Origin of the sequence: Nocardia halotolerans (genome assembly GCF_042650145.1) — a bacterium.
GTDB classification, from domain to species: Bacteria; Actinomycetota; Actinomycetes; order Mycobacteriales; family Mycobacteriaceae; genus Nocardia; species Nocardia halotolerans.
In genome coordinates, this window is the sequence record NZ_JBHSDL010000002.1 from 243543 (window position 1) to 266981 (window position 23439).

Genomic DNA, 23439 nt, shown 5'->3' on the forward strand with positions numbered 1-23439 from the left:
GATCCGCCACAAGATCGAGGGGAACGCCGCATGGCATCGTTACGCACCTGGTTGTCACTTCCGGAGGTGACACCGGCCGAGGATTACGGATTCTTCGGACCCGATTCGGTCGCCTGGAAAGTCTGGAGCTATCCGACCGGATTGACTGTCGGCTTCCAACGAGCGGTCGTCATCGAAGAACTCGACCCCAGCCTGATCGCCGCCGTCGACGCGACCAGCGCCATCTACAGCCGACCCCGCACCCGCTACGACCGCACGCTGCGCTATTTCGCGATGGTGATGTTCGCCGACAGCCGCTCCACGGCCACCGCGGCCGACATACTGGTCAAAATCCATTCCAAGGCGGTGGGAACCGATCCGGTCACCGGCAAGTACTACGACGCCAACGACCCGCAGTCACAGCTGTGGATTCATCTGACCGCATGGCACTCACTGCTGGTGGCCTACGAGAAGTTCGGGCCCGGCCGACTCAGCGCGGCCGACGAATCGCAGTACTGGCACGAATGCGCCCGCGCCGCCGAACTGCAGACCTGCGACCCGGCCGACGTCCCACGCACGCGCGCGGGCGTCGCCCAATACTTCGAACGCATGCGCCCGCAACTGATCGGCTCCGATATCGCGAAGAAGGCGATGAACCACCTGCTCGACGCCGAGGTGATGTTGCCGCCGATGCCGCTGGTGCTGCGGCCGCTGTTCAGAGTTGTCGCGGCATTCCTGCGTCGCGGGACCCTGGCCACGATGCCGCGATGGATGCGAAAAATGGCCGGACTGCCGACCGGACGCACCCTCGACCTGTTGGTGGTGCCGTGGTTGAGCGCGGCGATGACCGTGATCAGCCTGAGCCCGCGGCTCGAATTGCTACTGCTGCAACTGATCTCCCCGACGACGGTACCGGTGGCCGCGCCGGTGCTGCTCGGCGTGACGCCGAAGAACCCGGTGACCACGACACCACGCCAGGCGCAGCGCGAACACGGCTACGACATACCCGCCCGCGCCCACCACGCGCTGCGCGAGAAACAACGAAACCGCGTGCTGGGCAAAGGTCTACCGCCCTCGGACGAGGGGCTCATCGAATCACAGCCGATCCTCGGCGACATCGCCTGACCACAATGGGAGCAACAGTGCCGGAAAAACTCATGGACCGCCGAATCAGCATCCGTCAGATGACCTACCTCGCACTCGCGGTCGGCGTCCCCTATCTCGCGATCGGGATGATCTGGCTGATCTCCCATCGCGACCACCTCGGTGAGCTGCACGGGCTGGACCTGATCTTCTCGACCCTCGGTCAGATAACCGCCTGGCCCGTCCTGATCATCGCCGATATCAGCCTGCGCTGACCCCGATCACGGCGCGCTGCCATCCGGCCCGTGCGGCAGGGTTCGGATCATGGACCGGACGGTGGCACGCAGCCTCTCGGGCGGAAACCGTTGCGGATCAGAGAGCACCATCCGGCCGAGCACTTCGGTGAAACCGAGCATCACGTGGGCGATCAGTTCCACGTCGGCGTCGCGCGGGCCGCCGCGCACGGCGAAGCCCGCGTTCAGCAATTCGACGCATTCGTCGAGCAGTTTGTCCCGGGCGGCGCTGAGCAACTCCCGGTAGCCGCTCGGCGCCCCGTCGCTGTGCAGCAGAATCAGGCGCCAGCGCGTCGGCGTCGCGGCGACCGATTCGAGAAACGCCATGACGGCCGCGACGTACTCTTCGTCGGGGTCGGATCTCTCGAGGTCGCGCGGCATACCCGCGAAGACCTGCCCCATGCCACGCGAATGTTCCCGGTGCAGCAGGTGCGCCACCAACTCCGGTGCCGTCGGATACATCGCGTACAGCACCGGCTTGGCCACCCCCGCCTCCTGCGCCACAGCCTGCATGGTCAGGTTCGCGAGTCCGTCGCGACCGACGACCCGCAACGCGGCGTCGAGCAGCTGGGTCCGGCGCTCGTCCGGCGGCAACCGGGGACCGTTGCGACGCTTCGGGCGCGCGTCGGCGGGACCGCTCTTGGTACTCACGCCTCCATCATCGCCCACACCCGGCCCGCCCGGGGCCCGGGCTCGGGGGTGCGGATCCACCAGCACGCAAGGCCAGGAATCGCCCCAGGTCAGCCAGGTGCTCAGCCGTCCGGCGGGTACGCGCGCATGGAGTACTCCGAATTCGAGGGTTCAAACACAACCGGCGTGGGTAAAAAGATCGGGATACCGTTCGCGAATCCCGCGAACGGGACGTCTACGGGCGTTTCACAGGTGGAGAACGAGATGCTGAATCTGATCGAGCTCATACGGGGAACCAGCGCGGCCGCCGACACCGATGGGTCCCCCACCCGGGCCGGAATGCTGCGCGCCGGCGACATCGTGCTCACCGCCAAGCGCAGCTACCGGGTGGTGAGCACCAGTTTCGCCGACGACGCACGCCGCGCCGGCCGGGTGGTCGCCGATACCGCCGACCTGGTCACCGGCCGACTGCGGGTGCTCGATTACCCGAGCGCCGACACGATGGTCACCGTCAAATCGGCATAGCCGCTCAGACCGGCCGGTGTCGCACGTCGGTCGGGTTCAACCGCTGGGTCGCGGAGTGCGCGCCGTCGGCGGGGACCACCTCCTCATCGACCACCCGGCGCTGATCGGGATACTGATCGGTGCCGACGCCCTGCGTGCGTTCGGCGAAGGCGATGTCACGGGTGCTGCGGACCGACAGGCGTCCCAGCGAGCTGGCGGCGAAGAACAGGATCAGCGCGCCGAGACCGTAGAAGAACGTCAACTGCAGCAGAGCCCGCTTCAGATCCGAGGTCGCGATCGGTTCGCCGATGTCGCCCAGGCGCAGCAGCGCCGCCAGGAACGGCCCGATCACGAACCACACGCCCGCCGCCACCGCCAGCCAGCCACCGAAACTGGCCACCAGACGGTTCCGGCTCATCAGCATGAGCAGCCCGCCGATGATCGCGACGACACCCGGTAGGACCTGCAGCCAGCCGCGCGCCGCCGACCACACCCACGGTTCGTCGGGGGTGTAGGAGAAATTGAAGTACGGACCGACGAACGGGATGAGTGCGCCCCAGATGCCGAGGAGCAGCACCGCCAGACCACCCAGTGCGCCTCGGCTGCGTGGAATCCGCAGCCGTCCGCCGTGCCCGGTCGAGACTTTCTTGTCGACGTCGACCATGACGCCTCCCATCATCGACAACAGAAGTGGCTGGCGTTTACCCCCGGCCGACACGTTGTAACCTCCCCAAGATGTCGATTCGTCGTGTTGTGCCCGATATCCGTTCCGATTCCTTCGACGCCAGCCGCGACTTCTACGCGAAACTGGGCTTCGAAGAGGTGATGAACCTGGGCTGGGTGATGACCCTGGCCTCCCCGTCCAACCCCACCGCCCAACTGACCTTCATGAACCGGGACGCCACCGCCCCCATGGATCCCGACATCAGCATCGAAGTCGACGACGTGGACGCCGCCCACGCCACCATGCGCGACGCGGGCGCGGACATCGTCCACCCGCTGTCCGACGAGGAATGGGGCGTGCGCCGCTTCTTCGTCCGCGACCCCAGCGGCCGGATCATCAACGTCGTCGGCCACCCCTGATCCCCCACCTCACCCGAAACGGATCTCGGGATCGGCGGGGTGTGGCGCGTCGAGAACCGGCTGCGGCAGCCCGCGTAGGTGCTCGTCGACGAAGGCGGTGACGTATCGACGCGTCAGCTCCATCGCACGGATGCCGTCGATGGTGGTGTCCGGTACCTCGATGCCCAGGGCCGTCGCGATCGGCGCGTAGTCGGTGAACGACGAATGCGAGGTGCCCTGCACCGTCAACCAGCGTTTCCAGCCGGTGAAGGCGTCGTAGACCGCGGCCCAGTCGGCCCCGTGCTCGCCGCCGGGCCCGTGGTGGGGTGCGCCCATCATCAGGAACGGCAGGTCGGCGGCGCGGCCGTGGGGTGGGGCCGGGAAGGTGCCGTCCAGGTTGAATCCCGCCCGGATCCTGGCGTCCTCGGCGAGCGCGTACGGCGCGGTGAACCCACCTGCCGAATGGCCACCCATCACGACGCGGGCGAGGTCGAGCGGCAGGCGCCCGGCCAGTTCGTCGAGGACGAACGACACGTCCTGTGCCCGGTTGCGCGCGACCGCCGCGGCATCGGGGCGAGCTCGGCACGCCAGACATTCGGTGCGGCGGCCGTCCGGGAAGGTCACCGCGGCGGATTCGTAGGTGTGGTCGATGCCGATGACCAGGTAGCCGCGGCTGGCGAGTTCCTCGGCGAGTCCGGTCAGCGAGGCGCGCACCATCGTGAATCCGGGTGAGAGCACCACCGTGGGCAGCGGCTGCCCCCACCGCGGCGCGTTGACCCGCGCATGGGTCCGGATGGTGCTCAATGCCGTCGGCGCGACGCCCGTGACGCCGAGGGAGTCGAGAACGAGCGCCGATTCCTCGGCAGTGGCATAGGTATCGAGCCGGCCGATCGGCAGCGCCGCCGGGTACCAGGCCGAGACCATCAGTTCACGGTCACGCTCGGGAACCCAGGGGTCGGGTCGATCGTCGACCAGGTGGAAGTCCTCGACTCCGACCGGCGAGGGCCCGGTGGGCGCCGGCAGCACCCCCGCGAGTTCGGGCCCTGCCGCCGGTGGCGCCGCTGACCCGGGTGCGGCGACCGCTGTGCACAGGGCCGCGATGAGAAGTGCTGTGGGAACGAGGAATCGGCGCAAACCGGGGGCTCACTTTCGATCGGACCTGATCATGTCCCGCCGAGTATCGCGGCCGGACCGGCCTGTTCACATCGGGTAGGTTCCCCACACCCACCCCGAAACGCACCCTGGCCCGACCGGTCCAGCTGTTGTTGTCGGTGGCCGCGCGCATACTGGCGCCATGGCATACGACGCGGAGCTCGCCGAGCGGACCAGAGAGCTGGTGTATCCGCGCGGCGATGCCGAGGAGAAGAAGATGTTCGGCGGGCTCGCCTTCCTGCTCGGCGGCAACATGGCTGTCGCGGTCAGTGGCCGGGGCGGCCTGCTCGTGCGGGTCGACCGGGCCGAGAGCGAAACCCTCGTCGACGGTGCCGGGGTCGCGCCGATGACGATGGGTGGCCGAGACATGCCGGGATGGTTGCACGTGGCCCCGGATCTGCTCGATGACGACGCCGTCTTACAGCAGTGGGTGGAGCGGGGCGTGAACTTCGCGATGAGCCTGCCCCGCGAGAGATGAGCAGCCACCGGCGGTGCGCCGCCGGGTGGGTACGGGCACCGGGACGCCTGCGATGATCTCGACGACGCCCACGATGCTCAACGCGGTCTGCGCGTCATCGGGGCCCCGGCAGGATCCGCATCAGCACCCAGGTGATCATGCGGTAGGCCAGTACCGCGGGTACGACTGTCAGCAGCAGTGCGCGTGCCGCGACAGCGAGGACGGCGAGGGTCGCGAAACCGAGGCCGAGCCCGTCGGGCGATCCGAATCCGTGCCGGGCGGACAGGGCCGTCACCGACCAGTGCAGCACGAGGTAGAGCACCAGCGCCAGGGCCGAAAGGCCGAGTAGTCGCCACCGGGCTGTCGGTAGGTTCTTCATCGGGCCAGCTCCGGTCCCGAGCTGAGGAAGGCGAGCAGCAGGGCGTTGCCGATCACGCCGCCGGTCGCGAAGCGTGAGCGCGTGCCGCTGTGCACCGGCAGACCGAAGAGGTCGGTGGTGCGGTACAGGCGGGTGAACAGCTCCCGGTGTCCGAAGGCACGGGCCGGGGCGAGCGCGAAACCGGTGGCCGAGACCGAGATCCCGAGGATCAGCGGACCGCTGTCCATATCGCCGGGGCCGCTGTGGCCCCGGCCGTACTCGTCGATGGCGCTGAAGCCGAGGATCTCTCGTTCCTGATCGAACAGCCCGCTCGCGAGTTCCTCGGCCAGCGCCCGATCCGCGAAACCGGCGAAGTAGGCCGCCAATCCGGTTCCCGAAGCGCGTGGGGCGTCGTGGGCCCGCCCGTCTATACCCATGCGCTGAATGATCAGCCCGGTGTCGTGGTCGATCTGTACCGCGCGTACCCGCTGTGCCCAGTGCGCGATGACCGTTGAGTGGTCGGCTCCGGTGACCCGGCCGTGCACCGCGATCGCCGCCGCGACCGCGGCCACATCGGTCGGGTACGCCTCGCCGGGGAAGGTCTCGAGCAGTCCGGTGGGCGATGCGAGCAACCGTCGTTCGAACGCCGCGATCAGCGCATCGTGGCGCAGCGCGAGGTCGGCCGGAAACGCTGGATCGACCAGTCGTGCCAATCCCAGCGCGAGGGCGGGATAGGACAGGTAGGCGTGGCCCTCGGCACTGTCGAGGACGGCCAGCCCGTCACGGCCGCCCCAGGCCGAGGTGAACTCCGCGCGCATTTGCGGCAACAGGCTCTTGACCGCCGCGCGGGTGACGACGGGCGCGTACCGCTGCCGCCATTCGGGGTGCGCCAGACACAACTGCGCCAGCCCCTGCGCCGTCATCTGATGTGCGAGCAGCCCCCACATCCCGTCGACCCCGTCTCCCCCGCCGGTGGCTCGCCGGTGATCGTCGTCGTCCTGGAAGGCCACCATCTCCTCGGCCAGCCCACGCACCAGCGCAGGATCGCCGCGATACCACTCGTCGGCATCGAGCCCGCACCACCACCTCGGCAACAAGCACACCACCGAAACAGCCACCACCAACGCCGTCGCTACCGCGAACGGACGGCGCAGCCCGCGCCATCGGCCCACCGTGCCGGTCGAACCGCTCATGGACCCGAAGGTACCTGCGCCACAGTGTTTCTCGCCGCGGCATCGGCCAACCGGGTTCAGCGGGCGTCCGCACCGCCGTTGCCCGAGACGCGTTGCGCACGGTCGCTGACGACAGCCGGGGTGCGATATCGGCCCGAACACCCACGCGTCGTTGCCACATCAGCGCAGCGCGGCGGGCCATAGTGGTCGGATGGGTGACAAGGCCACGATCGCGGACTCGTTCGGACCACTGCTGCGCGCCACCTTGGGGCCGCGGCCGGCAGTGAGCTTCGAATTCTGGGATGGCAGCAGGATCCGGCCCGATGGCGACAGCGCAGGCACGATGCGGGTGCGGTCGGTGGATGCCTTACGCCATTTGGTCTGGGCGCCGGGCGAACTCGGGTTGGGGCGGGCGTTCGTTTCCGGCACGGTGGATCTCGACGGTGACATCTTCCTGATGCTGCGGGCGCTGCAGTCGACCGCCCCGAACGACGCGCGCCTCGGTGCCGGGGCGGCTTGGCGGGCGATCGGCGCCGCGCGGGAACTGGGGGCGCTGGGTCGGCGCCCACCGCGACCGCCGGAGGAGGCGCGCCCGCAGCGCGGGCCGTTGCACACCAAACGCCGTGACGCGGCGGCGATCAGCCATCACTACGACGTCGGCAACGATTTCTACCGGCTGGTGCTCGGGCCGAGCATGACCTACTCCTGTGCACGATTCGTCCCGGACGACGACGGTTCGCTGGAAACCGCCCAGCGCGCCAAGCACGATCTGATCTGCCGCAAACTGGGCCTGTCCGAACAGTCGGGGATGCGCCTGCTCGATGTGGGGTGCGGGTGGGGCTCGATGGCGATACACGCCGCGTCGACCTATGGGGCGCAGGTCGTCGGAGTCACCATCAGCAGAGAGCAGGTCGAGCTCGCCCGCCGGCGAGTCGCCGAAGCGGGATTGTCGGGCAAAGTCGAGATCCGGCTCGCCGACTATCGCGACCTGCGTGGCGAGGGGTTCGACGCCATCTCCTCGATCGGGATGTTCGAACACGTCGGCTCCAAGCGGGCCGCCGAGTACTTCGACACCTTGCGAGCGCTGTTGCGGCCGCGTGGACGGCTGCTCAACCACGCCATTTCCTCCCCGGGCGGCTCGGTCATGCGGAGTCGTTCCTTCGTCGGACGCTATGTCTTCCCCGACGGTGAGCTCGTCGACGTCGGCGAGGTGGCGCTGGCCATGGAGCGCGCCGGTTTCGAGGTCCGGGACGTGGAGGCCCTGCGCGAGCACTACGCGCGCACCCTGCGCCAATGGGTGGCGAATCTCGAAAATGACTGGGAGCAGGCGGTTTCGCTCGCCGGTGCGGGCCGGGCCCGGATCTGGCGGCTCTACATGGCGGCCTCGGCGCTGGGTTTCGAGGACGGTGGGCTCGGGATTCATCAGGTGCTGGGCGTGGTGCCGGAGGCGACGGGCAACGCCGGTATGCCCGCTACCCGGCGCAGCTGGGGATAGCCGCCGAGGTCCGATGACCCCCCGATGCCGGTCCCGCCGCCCGGCACGGCTCGACCGCGACCGATTGATCGTCGTGCGAGATGCGCAGGCGAGCGGGCCGGCTCGGTGTGTCCGCCTCAGCTCAGGGTGTTCAAGGCTGCCGCGTCGTAGGGCTTCACCTCGTCGAGCCGCCCGGCCAAGACCTTCGCCGCCCACTGCGGGTCCTGGAGCAGGGCGCGGCCGACGGCGACCATGTCGAATTCGTCGCGCTCCAGGCGGTCGAGGAGATTGTCGAGGCTGCCGAGTGCGGCGCCCTCGCCGGTGAAGGCGCGCAGGAAGTCGCCGTCGAGACCGACCGAACCCACCGTGATCGCCGTCTTGCCGGTGAGCTTTTTGGTCCAGCCGGCCAGGTTCAGGTCCGAGTCGTCGAATTCGGGCAGCCAGTAGCGGCGGGTGGAGGCGTGGAAGGCATCGACACCGGCCGCGGCGAGGGGCGCCAGGATCGCCTCCAGCTCCTGCGGGGTCTCGGCCAGACGCGCCTGGTATGCCTCCTGCTTCCACTGCGAGTAGCGGAAGATCACCGGGAACTCCGGTGCGACGACGGCGCGGACCGCGGCCACGATCTCGGCCGCGAACTTGGTGCGTGACACCGGGTCACCGCCGTAGGCGTCGTCGCGGCGGTTCGTCCGCTCCCACAGGAACTGGTCGAGCAGGTAGCCGTGGGCGCCGTGCAGTTCGACGCCGTCGAAACCGATGCGCTCGGCAGCCGCGGCCGCCTCGACGAACGCGGCGATGACCTCGTCCAGGTCACGCGAGGTCATCGCCTTGCCCGCGCCCTCGTTGCCGTGGACATCGATACCGGAGGGACCGACCGGCGGTGCGTCGGGGTAGGGAGCCTCGCCGTGGTTGCGGACCATGCCGATGTGCCACAGCTGGGGCACGATGGTGCCGCCCGCCGCGTGGACGTCCGCGGCGACCTTTGCCCAGCCGGCCAGTTGCTCGTCGCCGTGGAAGCGTGGCACCCGGTCGCTCTGCCCGGCCGAGTCGTGACCGACGTAGGTCCCCTCGGTGACGATCAGCCCCACGCCCGCGCCGGCACGCCGCGCGTAGTAGGAGCGCACATCGTCACCGGGTACGCCGCCCGGGGAGAACATGCGTGTCATCGGCGCCATGACGATGCGGTTCGGAACGGTCAGGCCGTTCAGCGTGATGGGCCTGGACAGAATCTCGGCCGTGCGGGTGGCGTCGGACGCGGTGACGATCACAGATGCTCCTCATAATTACCTGACAAAGTCGATGGTTGAGAACTTCAAGCAATATGGCCACGGTAGAGGTAGATATTTGAGATGGTCAAGTTTCTGCCGATAAGGTGGGCTCATGCCCGACGATCCCCACGCCGACACCGCCCAGCTGCTGGAGCTGCTGTCGGTGTCGCTGGGCGTCTACTACAGCGACTTCGCCGCCGCGTCGGCGAGCCAGAACCTCACCGCGAGCCAGAGCAAGGCACTGGTGGTGCTGCGCCGGGGGCCGATCGCGATGCGCGCGCTCGCCGAGACGCTGGCCTGCGACGCGTCCAACGTCACCGGGATCATCGACCGGTTGGCCAAGCGCGGCCTGGTGCGCCGCGAGACCAGCGCGACCGATCGTCGCGTCACCAACGTGGTGATCACGGCGGAGGGCGAGCGCGTCACCGACGCGGTCAGGGCGAACATGTGTGTCACCCGTGACGGCCTGAACAGTCTCTGCGACCGGGACCGCGACAGCCTGTACGCGCTGCTGAACCGGGTCTTCCTCGTTCGCCCGGAGTGAGTACGCCCGAGCCGCCGCGCAAACCGGCTGCGGCCGAAGAGTTTTGATCGACGTGGCCCACGCCCCCGTCCGGGCACAATAGGGCGCATGAGTGCTGCCCTGCCCACGGTCGAGTGGGTCGATGCCGTGGTCGTCGGCGCCCGGTGCGCCGGTTCGGCCACCGCCGCCACGCTGGCACGGGCCGGCCGCGAGGTCGTGGTTCTCGACGCCGCCGCTTTTCCCTCCGACACCCTGTCCACGCATCTGCTGTGGCCGGCGGGGTTGGCCGAATTGCGGCGGCTGGGCGCGTTGACGGCAGTCGAAGCCCTGGGCGCGCCCCGGTTGACCAACGCCTTCGCCCACGGTGCGGGTCACACCGTCGCCTCCTCGTTCCCCGCGGTCGACGGCGTCGACTACGCCATGTGCGTGCGCCGCACCGGACTCGATACCGCGCTGGTGCGCGTCGCCGAGGCCGCCGGTGCCGAGGTGCGGTCGCGCTGCCGGGTCACCTCGGTGCTCTGGGACCGAAATCGTTGCGTCGGAGTGCGTTACCTCGACGATGCGGGCCGGGTCGGAGAGATCCGTGCCGCGCTGGTCGTCGGGGCAGACGGTCGCCGCAGCACGATCGCGCGGGCAGCGGCTGCCGAGCGGCCGTTTCTCACGGTGCCCAGCGGGCGGGACTGCTATTACGCCTACTGGCGCGACTCCGGCGCGCATCCGCGCCAGGTCGCGACCCAGTGGCGCGCCGGTGCCGATCTGGGCACCGCTTTTCCCTGCGACGACGGACTGGTGCTCTGCCTGGTCCAGCCTCCGGCCGGGCGCGCGGACGGGCACGGCCGGGGCACGGCCGAACGCAACTACACCGAGGCCGTCGCCCGGATCCCCGAGCTAACGGCCCGCCTGCGGGGTTGCACCCGAGTCGGCCGGGTGCGCGCGGCCACACGCCTGTCCTCCTACTTCAGGCGTTCCACGGGCCCCGGGTGGGCGCTGCCCGGCGACTCGGGTCACTTCAAGGATCCCGTCACCGCGCAGGGCATTCGCGACGCCCTGCGTTATGGGCGGCTGCTCGCCGAATCGGTCGCCGGGGTCCTCGACGATCCGCGCGCACTCGACGCGGCGCTGGCCCGATGGGAGCGCCGTCGCATCACCGAATGTCGCGAGATCTTCCACTGGACCAACCGGCTGGCCCTTGGGGAAGCCATGCGCCCCTTGGAGATCGAGCTCTACCGCAGCGCGGCCGCCGACCCGGAGCTGGCGGCGATCACCGCGGGCATCTTCTCCCGCACCCACCGGCCCGCCGAGTTGTACACCCCGGCACGGGCCCTGCATCTGGCCGTGCGTGCCCTGCGCCACCAGGACACCTCCGCGGTCCTCACCGATCTGGTGCGCGAGATCGGCGACTCCGGCCGCGAATGGCTCACCTCACGAACAATCCTGCACGGCACAGCGACCGATCTCGCGATACCGCGCACACCGTCGCACCTCACCACCACCCGTCCGGGAGAGCCGGTCGAATCACGCTGATCGACCGTCGCCGGAAACTCGGTTCGCGGGCACCGCGAACCGGCTGCCGGCACGCTCGCGGCGGGTGAGTCGCGCAGAGTGGTCAGTAGGCGAAGAGCAGGATCTCCTCGCGGGTGTAGTCGTGGTCGGGATGGTTGGCGCTCAAGTGCTGGTTCGCGCGCTCGACCAGGTCGTCTTCGTCGGCGCCGACGATCAGGTCTCCGCAGGGACAGCGCAGTCTGGTTTTCACTTCTGATCCTCTCGATCGGACATCTGTCCGGACAGTACCGCCCACGCAGGGGCACGTCTCGCCCTACCCGAGCACCCCTCGGCCACTTCGGATTTCACCTGAGCCCTTGTCGTCGTACCGTAGTTGAAATACAGTCTAGACACCTGTCCAGACACTGAGGGAGACACGGTGCCGAGCAATCTGCGTCCCGACGACGGCTGCACGCTGCTGATCGACGGAAAACTGAGCAAGGGGTCCGGTGGCGTCTTCGCGACCGGCAACCCGGCGACCGGCGAGCACCTGGGCTGGGCGGCCGATGCTCGCACCGAGGACATGGCGGCGGCGATCGCCGCCGCTCGTACCGCCTTCGATGACACCGGCTGGTCGACCGATCCCGCCTTCCGGGCGCGTTGCCTGCGGCAACTGCGCGAGGCGCTGCGCGAGCACATCGAAGAGCTGCGCGAGATCACCATCGCGGAGGCGGGCGCACCGCGCATGCTCACGGCGGGACCACATCTGGAGGGGCCGGTGCACGATCTGGGCTTCTTCGCCGATCTCGCCGAATCCTATTCCTGGCGAACCGATCTGCCGATCGCCGAACCGATGGGCATGCGCACCCGCAGGCAACTGCGCCGGGAGGCCGTGGGGGTGGTCGGGGCGATCACGCCGTGGAACTTCCCGCACCAGATCAACCTCGCCAAGGTCGGCCCAGCACTGGCGGCGGGCAACACCGTGGTGCTCAAACCCGCGCCCGACACCCCGTGGTGCGCGGCCGCGCTGGGAATTCTCGCCGCCGAGCACACCGACATCCCGCCGGGTGTGTTCAACGTGGTCACCGCCGCCGACCACCTGATCGGTGCCCAGCTCGCCGAGGACCAGCGGGTGGACCTCGTCTCCTTCACCGGTTCCACCGCGACCGGCAGATCCGTGATGGCCGCGGCGGCGGGCACGGTCAAGAAGGTTTTTCTCGAACTGGGTGGCAAGTCCGCGTTCGTCGTGCTCGACGACGCCGACATCGCGGCGGCCTGCGCTATGGCCGCCTTCTCGGTGTGTGTGCACGCCGGTCAGGGCTGCGCGCTCTCGACGCGACTGCTCGTGCCGCGCAGCGCTTACGACCGGGCCCTCGAGGTGACCGCCGCGACGATGTCGGGTATCCGCGCCGGCGACCCGGCCGACCGGCGCACCGTCTGCGGCCCGCTGATCTCGGCACGACAGCGCGACCGGGTCGAGAGCTATATCGCGCTCGCCCGGCGCGAAGGCGGCGAGGTGGTGATCGGTGGCGGGCGACCGGCCGGGCGGGACGAGGGATTCTTCGTCGAGCCCACCCTGATCGCCGGACTGCCGAACCAGTCGCGGGTGGCGCAGGAGGAGATCTTCGGCCCGGTGCTGGTGATCCTGCCCTACGACGGCGACGACGAGGCGATCCGGATCGCCAACGACTCCCCCTACGGCTTGTCCGGCTCGGTGTGGGGCACCGACCCCGAGCGGATCGACAAGGTCGTCTCCGGAATCCGGACCGGCACCCTCGGCGTCAACGGCGGCACCTGGTATTCGGTCGACGCGCCGTTCGGCGGCTACAAGCAGTCCGGCATCGGACGCGAGATGGGCGTCGCGGGCTTCGAGGAGTACCTCGAGACCAAACTCGTCGCCTATCCGGCGTGAACATCGTCGGCCCCCAACAGTTCTCGAGGAGTTTCCCATGACACGTTTCACCGACCGGACAGCGATCGTCACCGGCGCGGCCCAGGGCATCGGCGCGGCCTACGCCAAAGCGCTTGCCGCTGAGGGCGCCCGGGTCGTGGTGGCCGACATCAATGCCGAAGCAGGTGAGTCGGTGGCGAAGGAGATCGTCGCGGCGGGTGGGGTCGCGGCGTTCTGCGCCGTCGACGTCGCCGATCCCGACTCCGCCGCCGCGCTCGCGGCCTTCACCGTCGAGAAGTTCGGTGGCATCGATCATCTGGTGAACAACGCCGCCATCTACGGCACCATGAAGCTGAACCTGCTGCTGACGGTGCCGTGGGACTACTACAAGCACTTCATGAGCGTGAACTTCGACGGCGCCCTGAATGTGACCCGGGCCGTGTGGCCCACGATGAAGCGCACGGGCGGGTCCATCATCAACCAGTCCTCCACGGCCGCGTGGACGTACTCGAGCTTCTACGGCCTGGCCAAAGTCGGCGTGAACGGCCTCACCCAGCAGTTGGCGCAAGAGCTCGGCGGCTCCGGCATCCGCATCAACGCCATCGCCCCCGGCCCGATCGACACCGAGGCGACCAAGACGATCACCCCGCCCAGCATCGTCGCGGGCATGATCGAGCGGCTGCCGCTCAAACGGATGGGCACACCGCAGGATCTGGTCGGCGCGTGCCTGTACCTGCTCTCCGACGACGCCGACTGGGTCACCGGGCAGATCTTCAACGTCGACGGTGGACAGGTGATCCGATCGTGAGCGCCGCACCCGCACCCCGGGTCGGCTACATCGGGCTCGGCAACATGGGCGCTCCGATGGCGCGCAGGCTCGTCGACTGGTCCGGTGGCCTGGTGGTGTGCGACGCCCGACCGAGCGCCACCGAGAAGTTCGCGGCGGCCGGCGTCGCGGTGGCCGCCAGCGCGGCCGAAGTCGCGGCACGGGCCACGGTGATCTCGGTGACCGTCCTCGACGACGCACAGGTCCGCGAAGTGCTCACCGGTGACCAGGGCATCCTGCGCACCGCGCGTCCGGGCACGGTGGTGGCCGTCCATTCGACGATCGCCGACAGTACCGCGGTCGAGTTGGCCCAACTGTGCCGAGCACGCGACGTCGATCTCGTCGACGCGCCGGTCAGCGGTGGGGCGCCCGGCGCGAAGCAGGGCCGGCTCGCGGTGATGGTCGGTGGCAGCGAGTCCGCCTTCGCGGCCGTACAGGGTCCGTTCGGCTGCTGGGCCGACCTGGTCGTGCACGCCGGTCCGGTGGGCGCGGGCACGCGGATGAAGCTGGCGCGAAACCTGCTGCACTTCGTTTCCTTCACCGCCGCGGCCGAGGCCGCGCGCCTGGCCGAGCACGCCGGTCTCGACGTCCGCCGCCTCGGCGAGGTGGTCCGCCATTCCGATGCGGTGACCGGCGGCGCCGGCGCGATCATGTGGCGCGAGACGACCGCTGCACTCACCGGCGACGACCCCTGGCTGCCGATCATGAGCCACGTCCGCGATCTCGGCGAGAAGGATCTGCGGCTCGCCCTGGACCTCGGTGACCGGCTCGGTACCGAATTACCGCTGGCACGGCAGGGTTTGGAACACCTCGCCGCCGGACTAGGTCTCCCCCACCCCACCCGGCAATCGACAGGAGCAGATGATGACCGATGACGCCCGTGCCCGCGGACTCACCCGAATGCAGGAGGTCTACGGCTGGAAGCCGCCCGAGATCGACGGCGCGTTCTTCGCCACCACGGTCGACCACCTGTTCGCCGAGATCTGGTCCCGCCCCGGACTCAGCGACCGCGACCGCAGGTTGTTGCTGCTGGGCGCGCTCACCGCCCAGGGCCGGATGGAGACCGCCGAGATCCAGATCCACGGTGCCCTGCACAACAAGGAAATGTCGGAAGAGCAGCTTCGCGAAATCGCATTGTTCCTGTGTCATTATGTCGGCTGGCCGAACGGCACCCGCCTCGATACCGCGATCAGCACCGTCACCGCTCGTGTGCGGGACGGGGGCGAACCGCGGATGCGCAGGCTCAAATAGGCATCGAGCATCGACCCGACTAATATGGAACAGTGTCCGAAAACCATTCTGATCCCGCAATTCTCGAGGCCACCCGTCGGCGGCTGACCGAGAAGCAGGCCGACACCGTCGATCGGCTGACGAAAGCCGCCGTCGACGTCATCAAAAAGCAGGGTTTCGCCGGGCTCACCGTGCGCCAGGTGGCCGCGGCGGCCGGCGTCGGCACCGCGACGGCGTATACGTACTTCTCCTCGAAGGAACACCTGGTCGCGGAGGTGTTCTGGCGCCGGTTGCTGCAGTCCCCGCAGCTCGAGCACGACAGCGATCAGACCGCGGCGCAGCGGGTGGTCGCCACGCTGCGCCAGGTCTCGTTGATGGTCGGCGGGGAGACCGAGCTGGCGGGCGCGGTCACCAGCGCCCTGCTCGGGCAGGACCCGGACGTATCGCATCTGCGGGTGCGCATCGGCCTGGAGATCCGTCAGCGCATCGCTCGCGCCCTTGGCCCCGATCCCGACCTCGATGTCCTCGCGGCGTTCGAAATGCTCTACGCGGGTGCGCTGGTGCGCGCGGGCATGGGGTACGGAACATATGACGAAATGGCGGACCGGATCGAGAAGTCGGTATATCTGATCCTGCAGTGACACAAGGGTCCACCCGCCGCGACACACATAAAAGAACCGCCACCCGGATCGGGTGGCGGTTCTTTGTGTATATTGCGCCCCGACCGATAACTGTAGTACCGTCTGGACACGTGTCTATATGCGCGGCAGTGCGGTGCGAAACGACATCGGGGGCCGCCTGACCGACAAGATTGAGAGGTCTTCGATGACGCTTCTGCAACCGCGGCGAGTCTCCGGCGGCGAACACGAGCACGGTCACCTCGAGGAGTTGCGCACCGATCCGATCGCCCTGATGCGGCGGGTGCGCCAGGAGTGCGGCGACGTCGGGGTCTTCGAGCTCGCCGGGCGCGATGTGGTGCTGCTCTCCGGCGCCGAGGCCAACGAATTCTTCTTCCGGGCAGGCGATGAGGACCTCGACCAGGAGGCGGCCTACCCGTTCATGAAACCGATCTTCGGCGAAGGAGTCGTTTTCGACGCGAGCCCCGAGCGCCGCAAGGAAATGCTGCACAATCAAGCATTGCGCGCGGAGTCGATGCGCGGTCACGCGGCGACGATCTCGCACGAAGTGGATCGGATGATCGCCGGATGGGGCGATTCCGGCGAGATCGATCTGCTGGACTTCTTCGCCGAGCTGACGATCTACACTTCCTCGGCCTGCCTCATCGGCACCAAATTCCGCAACGAACTCGACAGCCGTTTCGCCGAGCTGTATCACGATCTCGAGCGCGGCACCGACGCGCTCGCTTATGTCGATCCCTATCTGCCGATCGAGAGTTTCCGCAAACGCGACGAATCGCGCCGTGCACTCGTCGAGCTGGTCGGCGAGATCATGGATCGGCGCATCGCCACGCCACCACAGGGCAAGGAGGAACGGGATCTGCTCGATGTGCTGGTCTCGATACGCGACGAAGACGGGAACCCGCGCTTCTCGGCCTCGGTGGTCACCGGCATCTTCATCTCGATGATGTTCGCCGGCCACCACACCACCTCCGGCACCTCCGCCTGGACGATGATCGAACTGCTCCGCCATCCGGGCACCCTGGCCTCCGTGGTGGGCGAACTCGACAGCCTCTTCGCCGACGGCTCCGAGGTGAGTTTCCGTGCGCTGCGCCAGATTCCGCAGTTGGAGGCAGCACTCAAGGAGACCCTGCGGTTGCATCCGCCCCTCATCATCCTGATGCGCGTGGCCAGGGACGAATTCGAGGTGTGCGGGCATCGGATCGCACCGGGCGATCTCGTCGCCGCCACACCGGCGGTGTCGAACCGGCTGCCCGAGGACTTCCCCGAGCCCGATGCCTTCGATCCCGGCCGCTACATCGACCCGGAACAGGCCGACATCGTCAACCGCTGGACCTGGATCCCGTTCGGCGCGGGCAGGCACCGCTGCGTAGGCGCCGCGTTCGCGCTCATGCAGATGAAGGCCATCTTCTCGATCCTGTTGCGCGACTGGGAGTTCGAGATGGCGCAGCCTTCGGATACCTACCGCAACGATCACTCCAAGATGGTCGTCCAGCTACAGCAGCCGTGCCGCGTGCGGTACCGCAGGCGCCGATAGCGAACCTGCGGTGGGGAGCGGTCACCGCCGTGCGGCCAACCGCTCCCCACCGCAGCGGGCGCTCACCTTCGCAACGGCGCTTCGGGCTGCACCTCGCTGACGATCACGTGCGCACCGCGCGGCGTGCTCACCACCGCACTGACCACCGCTGCCAGGTCGGAGGCGCGCAGCATGTAGGGGTGCCGGGTGAATCCCCACTTCGACCAGTCCTGCAGCAGCGGCTCGATGTCCTCGACGGTGGCGTCGGTCCCCATCTCGGTCGCGGTCGGCCCGGGCCGCACCAAGGACACCCGGACCCCGGTGCCCTCGAGCTCCATGCGCAGCTGGGTCGACAGGGTCTCCAACCCGGATTTGGCGGCGCTGTAGGCGCCGGTGCGGGGACGCGGGATCACCGAGCAGTCCGAGCCGATGAGCACCACATCGCCGCGTTGCCGTTCGACCATGCCGGGAACGAGTTGCCGCAGCATCCGGTGCGGCCCCGCCAGGTGCACGTCTAGCTGGCGGACGAAGTCGGCCGAGGACATCTCGTACACCTGACCGAATTTCACCACCCCGGCCGCGGACACCAGGATCTCGATGTCGCCCAGTTCTTCGCGTGCGGCGGCGACGAACTCCTCGACGGAGTCGTCGTCGGTCACATCGAGCCGGTGCGCGAACGCGGTACCGCCCTTGTCCCGGATGACCTTCGCGACCGCCTCGCACTCGGCCACCCGCCGCGCGCCCAGCGCCACGGGATGCCCGAGTTCGGCCAGGGCTTGCGCGGTGGCGGCGCCGATGCCCGACGAGGCGCCGGTGACCACCGCGGGCCGGCTCGGCGGATGGGGTTCGAATCGTGGCATGGTCGCACCTTCCTCCCGGCCCAGACCAGAACTGGACACCTGTCTGGACAATACTACGTATTGCCTCGCCGGGGCCCCGGAATCCCTACTCGTAGCTGACTTGCCAGTGCTTGATGCCGTTGATGAAACTCGAGCGCAGCCGGGTGGGCTCGGCCACCTGGCGCAGGTTCGGCATCGCGTCGGCGATGGCGCCGAAGATCAGTTCCAGTTGCAGGCGGGCCAGATTCGCGCCGACACAGTAGTGCGGGCCGGTGCCACCGAAACCCAGGTGGGGGTTGGGGTCTCGGCGGATGTCGAAGGTGAACGGGTCGCCGAACACGGACTCGTCGAAATTCGCCGAACTGTAGAACATCGCCACCCGCTGCCCGCGACGGATCGGTTGCCCGCTCAGCTCCGTGTCCGCGGTGGCGGTGCGCTGGAACGCGATCACGGGGGTGGCCCAGCGCACGATCTCGTCGGCGGTGGTGCGCGGGCGTTGCGCGCGGAAGATCTCCCACTGTTCGGGATGGTCGACGAAGGCCTTCATCCCGTGGGTGGTCGCGTTGCGGGTGGTCTCGTTGCCCGCCACTGTCAGCAGGATCATGAAGAAGCCGAACTCGTCCGGGGTCAGCGATTGCCCGTCGATGTCGGCGGTGACGAGTTTGGACACCAGGTCCTCGCCGGGATCCTGGCGGCGGGTCTCGGCCATCTGCCAGGCATAGCCGAGCAGGCCCGCCGTCGCCTCGATCGGATCACCGTATTCGGGGTCGTCGAAATTGAGCATCTGATTCGACCAGTCGAACAGGCGCAACCGGTCCCGCTGTGGCACGCCGAACAATTCGGCGATCGCCTGTAGCGGCAGCTCACGGGCGACCTGGTCGACGAAGTCGCCGCCACCGTCGGCCCGAGCCGCGTGCACGATGGCCTCGGCGCGCACGGTCAGCGCCGCGCGCAGGGCTTCGATCGCGCGCGGGGTGAACCCGCGAGAGATGATCCGCCGCAGTTGGGAATGCTTGGGCGGGTCCAGGTTCAGCAGCATGGCCTTGGTCGCCTCGAAGGTGTCGGCCGTGACGGTCCCGGGCAACCGGAGCACCGACCCCTTGGCGGCGGCGGAGAACAACCCGGGGTCGCGCGAGATCGCCCGCACATCCTCGTGCCTGGTGACGACCCAGAACCCACCGTCCTGGTGGGGCACACATTTGTCGTCGGATTGGCTGTTCCACCACACGGGGGCGGTCTTGCGCAGTAACGCGAACTCCGCCACGGGCGCGCGATCAGCCCACAGCGCGGGGTCGGAGAAATCCAGTTCGGCGGGCAACGAGAGCGGGGACACCAGTACCTCCTGTGCCCGGGAACCGGGCGGTGATCATCGGGTCGAGGCGAGCACGACAGTGACCGCCTCACGTGCGGGTGACGAATTCCCGGGCCCACCGGTAATCCGCCTTGCCGGTGGGCGAGCGCAGGATCGCCGGACACCGGAGGATGGTTTTGGGCAGCTTGTAGCCGGCGATGTGCTCGGCGCATTCGGCGAGCAGGTCCGCATCGGTGACGCGATCGTCGTCCACGTGCACGATGGCCACGACCTCGCTGCCCCACCGCTGCGACGGCCGGCCGACCACGACGACGTCGAGCACCGCGGCATGTGCGGCCAGGGCGCGCTCGACCTCCTCGACGAAGATCTTCTCGCCGCCGGAATTGATCGTCAGGTTGTCGCGCCCGAGCAGCTCGATCCGCCCGTCGTCGAGGATCCTGGCGCGGTCACCCGCGATGGACCAGCGCGTCCCGTCGACGACCGGGAACGTCCGCGCGGTCTTCTCCTCGTCGCCGAGATACCCGAGCGGGATGCGACCGCTGCGGCCCAGCCAGCCCACCGATCCGGGTTCGTCGACGATCTTGCCGAGCTCCTCGTCGATCACCGCGGTGTGGGGGTCGGCGGGCACGAAACTGCCCGGACGAACGGAGGCGGCGGCATCGAAGATCTGTGTCATCTGGATGCCGGATTCCGAGGAGCCGACCGAATCGACAACGAGGATCGGCCGGTCGAACGCCGCGATCAGCCGCTGCCGGACAGCCGGGGTCAGTGGCGCACCCGCATTGTGGATCGCGGCCAGCGCGCTCAGATCGTAGTCTCGCCGTTCGAGTTCGGTCGCGATCGGTCTCGCCATCGCGTCACCGACCACCGGGAGCGCGACCACCCGTTCCTTCGACACCGCGTCCAGGATCGCGGCCGCGTCGAACCGGTCGGCCACGGTCGGCAGCACCAGGGTGCCACCGTTGGTGACGGCCTGGAACAGCAACCACTGCGCGGCGCCGTGCATGAACGGCGCGGCCACGACCAAGCGGTACGCACCGCCGGTAGCGTTCGCCGAATCCGCCACTTCCGCATAGGAATCGAGCTGTTCGCCGGTGCCGAACCGGGTACCGCCCATCGCGGCACGGTAGATGTCGTCCTGACGCCAGAGCACACCCTTGGGCATCCCGGTGGTGCCGCCGGTGTAGAGCAGGTAGAGGTCTTCGCCGTCCGGTTCGGGCAGCGCACCCGGGGGTGCGGTGGCCACCGCCTGTTCGTAGTCGACGGCCCCCGGCAGCAGGTCGTGACCGCTGTCGTCGGCGACCTGGATCAGCAGCACGGGTTCGGGCAGATCCGGCAGTACCGCGGCCACTCGTGGCGCGAATTCGGCTTGGTACACCAGCACTCGCGTCCGCGCGTCGCGCAGCAGGTACGCCAGCTCCTGCTCCACATAGCGGTAGTTGATGTTGAACGGGACCGCGCGGGCGCGGTAGGCCCCGATCAGGATTTCCGGGTACTCCGTGCGGTTGCGCAGGTAGACGCCCACATGGTCCTGTCCGGACTGGTGCCGGGCGAGCGTGGAGCGCGCCGTGCGCAGACCGATCCCCCGTCCCACCAGGAATCGCGCGAATCCCGAGACCCGGTGGTTCGTTTCGGCATAGGTGACGCGACGGTCGCCCTGCACGATGAATTCCCGTGCCGGAATCACCGTGGCCACCGTCTCGAAGACGTTCGACAAACTGAAAGCCACCATCGAGCGCGCACCTCATCTATTCATCCGACCGCTTGGTCGAATTACCGTCCGGACAGGTGTCCATCATACGAAGAACCGGTCGTTTCGAGGAGCGAATCGACGGACGGCACCGGAATGAACAGCGCGGCGGCGCAACCCCACTCGACATGCTGGGAAAGTCCCGAAACCCCGCCGCCGCGAGAAAGCATGTAGTACCGTCCAGACTGGTGTCCAGTTGATTGCACGGGCATCTGATCACCGAGGGGACGCGCAATGTTTCCTGCTTTCTCCAGGAATTCGCGAGTGAATATCGGGGCCGGGCCCACAACGCAATTGCCACCCGCACCCGCCGATATTCCCCTGTCAGCGCGCACGGTACTGCGACGAAACTTCGCCGAGACGATCGTGTCCGCGCTCGCCACTTTCGGCCGCGCACTGCGCATCGGCGCCACCGCCGTCCGGATCGGCGCGGGCGACGCGGTACGCCTGCGGTTCCAGTTGCGCGAAACCCTCCATCAGGCCTGGTTTCTGGTGAAGGTGACGGCAGTGCCCGCCGTCCTGATGGCCATTCCGTTCGGGGTGATCCTGTCCGCCCAGGTCGGCAACATCGTGTCCCAGCTCGGCGCGAACTCGATGATCGGTGCCGCGGGCGGGCTCGGTGTGATCAAACAGGGTGCGCCGATGGCCGCCGGCATTCTGCTCGGCGGTGCGGGCGCCGCCGCCATCGCGGCCGACCTCGGCGCTCGCACCGTCCGCGAGGAGGTCGACGCCCTGCGGGTGATGGGTGTCGATCCGGTCCAGCGCCTCGTGGTGCCGCGCATCGCCGCGATGATGCTGATCGCCCCGTTGCTCAATGTGCTGATCATCGTCGTCGGCATCGCGGCCGGCTACGCCGTGGCGGTCACCGCGCTCGATGTCACGCCCGGTAGCTACTGGGATTCGTTCGGCGCGTTCACCACCTCCCTCGATGTCTGGGTGTCACTGGCGAAGTCACTGATGTTCGGCTTTCTCGTGGTCGTGATCGCCTGCCAGCGCGGGCTCGAGGCCCGGGGCGGTCCACGCGGAGTGGCCGACGGTGTCAATGCGGCGGTGGTGCTCTCGGTCGCGGCGATCACCGTGCTCAATACCGTTGTCACCCAAGTGGTGACGATGTTCGTCCCGATGCGGGCGGCCTGATGACCGCCAGCCCCTATCTGCCGTTCGGTGTGCGCTGGGTGGGCCGGTTGCGCCGCCGGGTGGGCCCGGTCAGCCCGATCCAGTCCCTGGGCTTCGTCATCGGGTTCTGCTGGCAGGTGCTGTCCTCGGTGCCGTACACGCTGGCGCGCTACCGGCGTCAGACGCTCACCGCGATCACGGACATGACCTGGGGACGCGGGTCGGTCATCGTCGGTGGCGGGGTGGTGCCGCTGATGCTGCTGATGGGCGCGGCGATGGGTGCCTCCATCGGCATCGAGGCCTACCACGCGCTCGACGCAATGGCGCTGGGCCAGCTCAGCGGGCTGATCTCCGCGTTCGGTGTGACCAGAGAGCTGGCGCCGATCGCGGCGGGGGTGGGCTTCGCCGCGCAGGCGGGCTGCCGGATGACGGCCGAGATCGGCTCCATGCGGATCTCGGAGGAGATCGACGCGCTGGAATCGATGGGTATCCGGTCGGTGCCCTTCGTCGTCACCACCCGGGTGGTGGCCGGGATCATCGCGGTGGCACCGGCCTTCGTCGTGGCGCTGATCCTGAGCTATCTGTCCTGCGAGCTGATCGTGACCACGATCCACGACGTGCCGGCCGGCACCTACGACCACTACTTCGATCAGTTCGTGCTCGGTTGGGACGTGGTCGCCGCGACCGTCAAGGTGGTGGTGTTCGCGATCGCCGTCGTGCTGATCCATTGCTACCAAGGCTATTTCGCGACCGGCGGGCCCGAGGGCGTCGGCATCGGTTCCGGGCGGGCCATCCGGGCCAGCCTGGTGGCGATCATCGCGCTCGACATGGTGGCCACCGTCGTTCTCTGGGGCTTTCGCTCCCCGATCACGTTCACGGGGTGATCC

The 23439-nt window shown here is 68.5% G+C and carries 26 protein-coding genes; 16 read left to right on the plus strand and 10 right to left on the minus strand.

The window, feature by feature from the left end:
- Nucleotides 1-30: 30 nt before the first annotated feature.
- Both ACFO5K_RS02155 and ACFO5K_RS02160 read left to right on the plus strand, forming a co-directional pair.
- On the plus strand, nt 31-1104 hold the full coding sequence (locus ACFO5K_RS02155; protein ID WP_378555409.1) for an oxygenase MpaB family protein: 1074 nt from the start codon (nt 31-33) through the stop codon (nt 1102-1104).
- A 59-nt stretch (nt 1105-1163) separates the two neighbouring features.
- On the plus strand, nt 1164-1337 hold the full coding sequence (locus tag ACFO5K_RS02160) for a hypothetical protein (RefSeq protein WP_378555410.1): 174 nt from the start codon (nt 1164-1166) through the stop codon (nt 1335-1337).
- Nucleotides 1338-1343: 6 nt separating this feature from the next.
- On the opposite strand, the gene ACFO5K_RS02165 is transcribed toward ACFO5K_RS02160, so the two are convergent.
- Nucleotides 1344-2006 carry a TetR/AcrR family transcriptional regulator gene (locus tag ACFO5K_RS02165; RefSeq protein ID WP_378555411.1) on the minus strand — a complete coding sequence of 221 codons (663 nt, stop codon included), beginning with the start codon at nt 2004-2006 and terminating at the stop codon, nt 1344-1346.
- 243 nt (nt 2007-2249) lie between these two features.
- Here ACFO5K_RS02165 and ACFO5K_RS02170 point away from each other — a divergent pair, with 243 nt between their 5' ends.
- Nucleotides 2250-2510: a hypothetical protein gene (locus ACFO5K_RS02170; RefSeq protein WP_378555412.1), complete on the plus strand. Its 261-nt coding sequence runs from the start codon at nt 2250-2252 to the stop codon at nt 2508-2510.
- 4 nt (nt 2511-2514) lie between these two features.
- On the opposite strand, the gene ACFO5K_RS02175 is transcribed toward ACFO5K_RS02170, so the two are convergent.
- Nucleotides 2515-3153: a hypothetical protein gene (locus ACFO5K_RS02175; protein WP_378555413.1), complete on the minus strand. Its 639-nt coding sequence runs from the start codon at nt 3151-3153 to the stop codon at nt 2515-2517.
- Between the two features lie 71 nt (nt 3154-3224).
- On the opposite strand from ACFO5K_RS02175, the gene ACFO5K_RS02180 reads away from it, so the two are divergent.
- Complete coding sequence (locus tag ACFO5K_RS02180) at nt 3225-3572, plus strand: VOC family protein (protein WP_378555414.1); 348 nt, start codon at nt 3225-3227, stop codon at nt 3570-3572.
- A 9-nt stretch (nt 3573-3581) separates the two neighbouring features.
- Here the strand turns inward: ACFO5K_RS02180 and ACFO5K_RS02185 are convergent, their stop codons facing one another.
- The gene (locus ACFO5K_RS02185) at nt 3582-4577 is read right to left on the minus strand and encodes an alpha/beta hydrolase family protein (RefSeq protein WP_378555415.1); all 996 of its coding nucleotides are present in this window, start codon (nt 4575-4577) and stop codon (nt 3582-3584) included.
- 268 nt (nt 4578-4845) lie between these two features.
- Between ACFO5K_RS02185 and ACFO5K_RS02190 the strand changes: the two genes are divergently transcribed.
- Nucleotides 4846-5181, plus strand: coding sequence for a TfoX/Sxy family protein (locus ACFO5K_RS02190; protein ID WP_378555416.1), 336 nt, complete (start codon nt 4846-4848; stop codon nt 5179-5181).
- Between the two features lie 94 nt (nt 5182-5275).
- Here the strand turns inward: ACFO5K_RS02190 and ACFO5K_RS02195 are convergent, their stop codons facing one another.
- A complete protein-coding gene (locus tag ACFO5K_RS02195) occupies nt 5276-5539 on the minus strand; it encodes a hypothetical protein (RefSeq protein ID WP_378555417.1) in 264 nt (87 codons plus the stop codon).
- Nucleotides 5536-6711, minus strand: a complete 1176-nt coding sequence (locus tag ACFO5K_RS02200) for a hypothetical protein (RefSeq protein ID WP_378555418.1) — start codon at nt 6709-6711, stop codon at nt 5536-5538. Before ACFO5K_RS02200 ends, ACFO5K_RS02195 begins: the two co-directional genes overlap by 4 nt.
- Nucleotides 6712-6901: 190 nt before the next feature.
- Here ACFO5K_RS02200 and ACFO5K_RS02205 point away from each other — a divergent pair, with 190 nt between their 5' ends.
- Entirely contained in the window at nt 6902-8185 is a 1284-nt protein-coding gene (locus tag ACFO5K_RS02205) for a class I SAM-dependent methyltransferase (protein WP_378555419.1), read from the plus strand.
- 116 nt (nt 8186-8301) lie between these two features.
- Here the strand turns inward: ACFO5K_RS02205 and ACFO5K_RS02210 are convergent, their stop codons facing one another.
- Nucleotides 8302-9429: an NADH:flavin oxidoreductase gene (locus tag ACFO5K_RS02210; protein WP_378555420.1), complete on the minus strand. Its 1128-nt coding sequence runs from the start codon at nt 9427-9429 to the stop codon at nt 8302-8304.
- A gap of 112 nt (nt 9430-9541) precedes the next feature.
- Here ACFO5K_RS02210 and ACFO5K_RS02215 point away from each other — a divergent pair, with 112 nt between their 5' ends.
- Nucleotides 9542-9973 (plus strand): MarR family winged helix-turn-helix transcriptional regulator, encoded by a 432-nt coding sequence (locus tag ACFO5K_RS02215; RefSeq protein ID WP_378555421.1) that lies wholly within the window; start codon nt 9542-9544, stop codon nt 9971-9973.
- Nucleotides 9974-10060: 87 nt separating this feature from the next.
- On the plus strand, nt 10061-11476 hold the full coding sequence (locus ACFO5K_RS02220; protein WP_378555422.1) for an NAD(P)/FAD-dependent oxidoreductase: 1416 nt from the start codon (nt 10061-10063) through the stop codon (nt 11474-11476).
- An 82-nt stretch (nt 11477-11558) separates the two neighbouring features.
- Here the strand turns inward: ACFO5K_RS02220 and ACFO5K_RS02225 are convergent, their stop codons facing one another.
- Nucleotides 11559-11705 carry a DUF1059 domain-containing protein gene (locus ACFO5K_RS02225; RefSeq protein ID WP_378555423.1) on the minus strand — a complete coding sequence of 49 codons (147 nt, stop codon included), beginning with the start codon at nt 11703-11705 and terminating at the stop codon, nt 11559-11561.
- 168 nt (nt 11706-11873) lie between these two features.
- Here ACFO5K_RS02225 and ACFO5K_RS02230 point away from each other — a divergent pair, with 168 nt between their 5' ends.
- The 6 genes from ACFO5K_RS02230 (at nt 11874) to ACFO5K_RS02255 (ending at nt 17556) form a co-directional block, all read left to right on the plus strand.
- Complete coding sequence (locus ACFO5K_RS02230; RefSeq protein WP_378555424.1) at nt 11874-13346, plus strand: aldehyde dehydrogenase; 1473 nt, start codon at nt 11874-11876, stop codon at nt 13344-13346.
- 37 nt (nt 13347-13383) lie between these two features.
- Entirely contained in the window at nt 13384-14133 is a 750-nt protein-coding gene (locus ACFO5K_RS02235; protein ID WP_378555425.1) for an SDR family oxidoreductase, read from the plus strand.
- Nucleotides 14127-15026, plus strand: coding sequence for an NAD(P)-dependent oxidoreductase (locus tag ACFO5K_RS02240; RefSeq protein WP_378555503.1), 900 nt, complete (start codon nt 14127-14129; stop codon nt 15024-15026). Before ACFO5K_RS02235 ends, ACFO5K_RS02240 begins: the two co-directional genes overlap by 7 nt.
- The gene (locus tag ACFO5K_RS02245; RefSeq protein ID WP_378555426.1) at nt 15016-15402 is read left to right on the plus strand and encodes a carboxymuconolactone decarboxylase family protein; all 387 of its coding nucleotides are present in this window, start codon (nt 15016-15018) and stop codon (nt 15400-15402) included. Before ACFO5K_RS02240 ends, ACFO5K_RS02245 begins: the two co-directional genes overlap by 11 nt.
- Before the next feature lie 32 nt (nt 15403-15434).
- A complete protein-coding gene (locus ACFO5K_RS02250) occupies nt 15435-16022 on the plus strand; it encodes a TetR/AcrR family transcriptional regulator (protein ID WP_378555427.1) in 588 nt (195 codons plus the stop codon).
- Nucleotides 16023-16206: 184 nt separating this feature from the next.
- Nucleotides 16207-17556: a cytochrome P450 gene (locus ACFO5K_RS02255; protein ID WP_378555428.1), complete on the plus strand. Its 1350-nt coding sequence runs from the start codon at nt 16207-16209 to the stop codon at nt 17554-17556.
- A gap of 62 nt (nt 17557-17618) precedes the next feature.
- Here ACFO5K_RS02255 and ACFO5K_RS02260 read toward each other — a convergent pair whose 3' ends face one another.
- From ACFO5K_RS02260 to ACFO5K_RS02270, 3 genes are all read right to left on the minus strand, one after another.
- Entirely contained in the window at nt 17619-18395 is a 777-nt protein-coding gene (locus tag ACFO5K_RS02260) for an SDR family oxidoreductase (RefSeq protein ID WP_378555429.1), read from the minus strand.
- 85 nt (nt 18396-18480) lie between these two features.
- Nucleotides 18481-19707 carry a cytochrome P450 gene (locus tag ACFO5K_RS02265; RefSeq protein ID WP_378555430.1) on the minus strand — a complete coding sequence of 409 codons (1227 nt, stop codon included), beginning with the start codon at nt 19705-19707 and terminating at the stop codon, nt 18481-18483.
- A gap of 67 nt (nt 19708-19774) precedes the next feature.
- Nucleotides 19775-21418, minus strand: a complete 1644-nt coding sequence (locus ACFO5K_RS02270) for an acyl-CoA synthetase (protein WP_378555431.1) — start codon at nt 21416-21418, stop codon at nt 19775-19777.
- 288 nt (nt 21419-21706) lie between these two features.
- On the opposite strand from ACFO5K_RS02270, the gene ACFO5K_RS02275 reads away from it, so the two are divergent.
- Both ACFO5K_RS02275 and ACFO5K_RS02280 read left to right on the plus strand, forming a co-directional pair.
- On the plus strand, nt 21707-22573 hold the full coding sequence (locus tag ACFO5K_RS02275; protein WP_378555504.1) for an MlaE family ABC transporter permease: 867 nt from the start codon (nt 21707-21709) through the stop codon (nt 22571-22573).
- Complete coding sequence (locus ACFO5K_RS02280) at nt 22573-23436, plus strand: ABC transporter permease (RefSeq protein WP_378555432.1); 864 nt, start codon at nt 22573-22575, stop codon at nt 23434-23436. The genes ACFO5K_RS02275 and ACFO5K_RS02280 overlap by 1 nt, the downstream gene beginning before the upstream one ends.
- Nucleotides 23437-23439: the final 3 nt, after the last annotated feature.

Bases quoted from the DNA above. Each gene is read 5' to 3' on its own strand.
- ACFO5K_RS02200 (WP_378555418.1), bottom strand. From the start codon at position 6,711: ATGAGCGGTTCGACCGGCACGGTGGGCCGATGGCGCGGGCTGCGCCGT.
- ACFO5K_RS02260 (WP_378555429.1), bottom strand. From the start codon at position 18,395: ATGCCACGATTCGAACCCCATCCGCCGAGCCGGCCCGCGGTGGTCACC.
- ACFO5K_RS02255 (WP_378555428.1), top strand. From the start codon at position 16,207: ATGACGCTTCTGCAACCGCGGCGAGTCTCCGGCGGCGAACACGAGCAC.
- ACFO5K_RS02180 (WP_378555414.1), top strand. From the start codon at position 3,225: ATGTCGATTCGTCGTGTTGTGCCCGATATCCGTTCCGATTCCTTCGAC.
- ACFO5K_RS02155 (WP_378555409.1), top strand. From the start codon at position 31: ATGGCATCGTTACGCACCTGGTTGTCACTTCCGGAGGTGACACCGGCC.
- ACFO5K_RS02235 (WP_378555425.1), top strand. From the start codon at position 13,384: ATGACACGTTTCACCGACCGGACAGCGATCGTCACCGGCGCGGCCCAG.
- ACFO5K_RS02195 (WP_378555417.1), bottom strand. From the start codon at position 5,539: ATGAAGAACCTACCGACAGCCCGGTGGCGACTACTCGGCCTTTCGGCC.
- ACFO5K_RS02160 (WP_378555410.1), top strand. From the start codon at position 1,164: ATGACCTACCTCGCACTCGCGGTCGGCGTCCCCTATCTCGCGATCGGG.
- ACFO5K_RS02280 (WP_378555432.1), top strand. From the start codon at position 22,573: ATGACCGCCAGCCCCTATCTGCCGTTCGGTGTGCGCTGGGTGGGCCGG.
- ACFO5K_RS02170 (WP_378555412.1), top strand. From the start codon at position 2,250: ATGCTGAATCTGATCGAGCTCATACGGGGAACCAGCGCGGCCGCCGAC.
- ACFO5K_RS02220 (WP_378555422.1), top strand. From the start codon at position 10,061: ATGAGTGCTGCCCTGCCCACGGTCGAGTGGGTCGATGCCGTGGTCGTC.
- ACFO5K_RS02190 (WP_378555416.1), top strand. From the start codon at position 4,846: ATGGCATACGACGCGGAGCTCGCCGAGCGGACCAGAGAGCTGGTGTAT.
- ACFO5K_RS02215 (WP_378555421.1), top strand. From the start codon at position 9,542: ATGCCCGACGATCCCCACGCCGACACCGCCCAGCTGCTGGAGCTGCTG.
- ACFO5K_RS02245 (WP_378555426.1), top strand. From the start codon at position 15,016: ATGACCGATGACGCCCGTGCCCGCGGACTCACCCGAATGCAGGAGGTC.
- ACFO5K_RS02175 (WP_378555413.1), bottom strand. From the start codon at position 3,153: ATGGTCGACGTCGACAAGAAAGTCTCGACCGGGCACGGCGGACGGCTG.
- ACFO5K_RS02270 (WP_378555431.1), bottom strand. From the start codon at position 21,418: ATGGTGGCTTTCAGTTTGTCGAACGTCTTCGAGACGGTGGCCACGGTG.
- ACFO5K_RS02205 (WP_378555419.1), top strand. From the start codon at position 6,902: ATGGGTGACAAGGCCACGATCGCGGACTCGTTCGGACCACTGCTGCGC.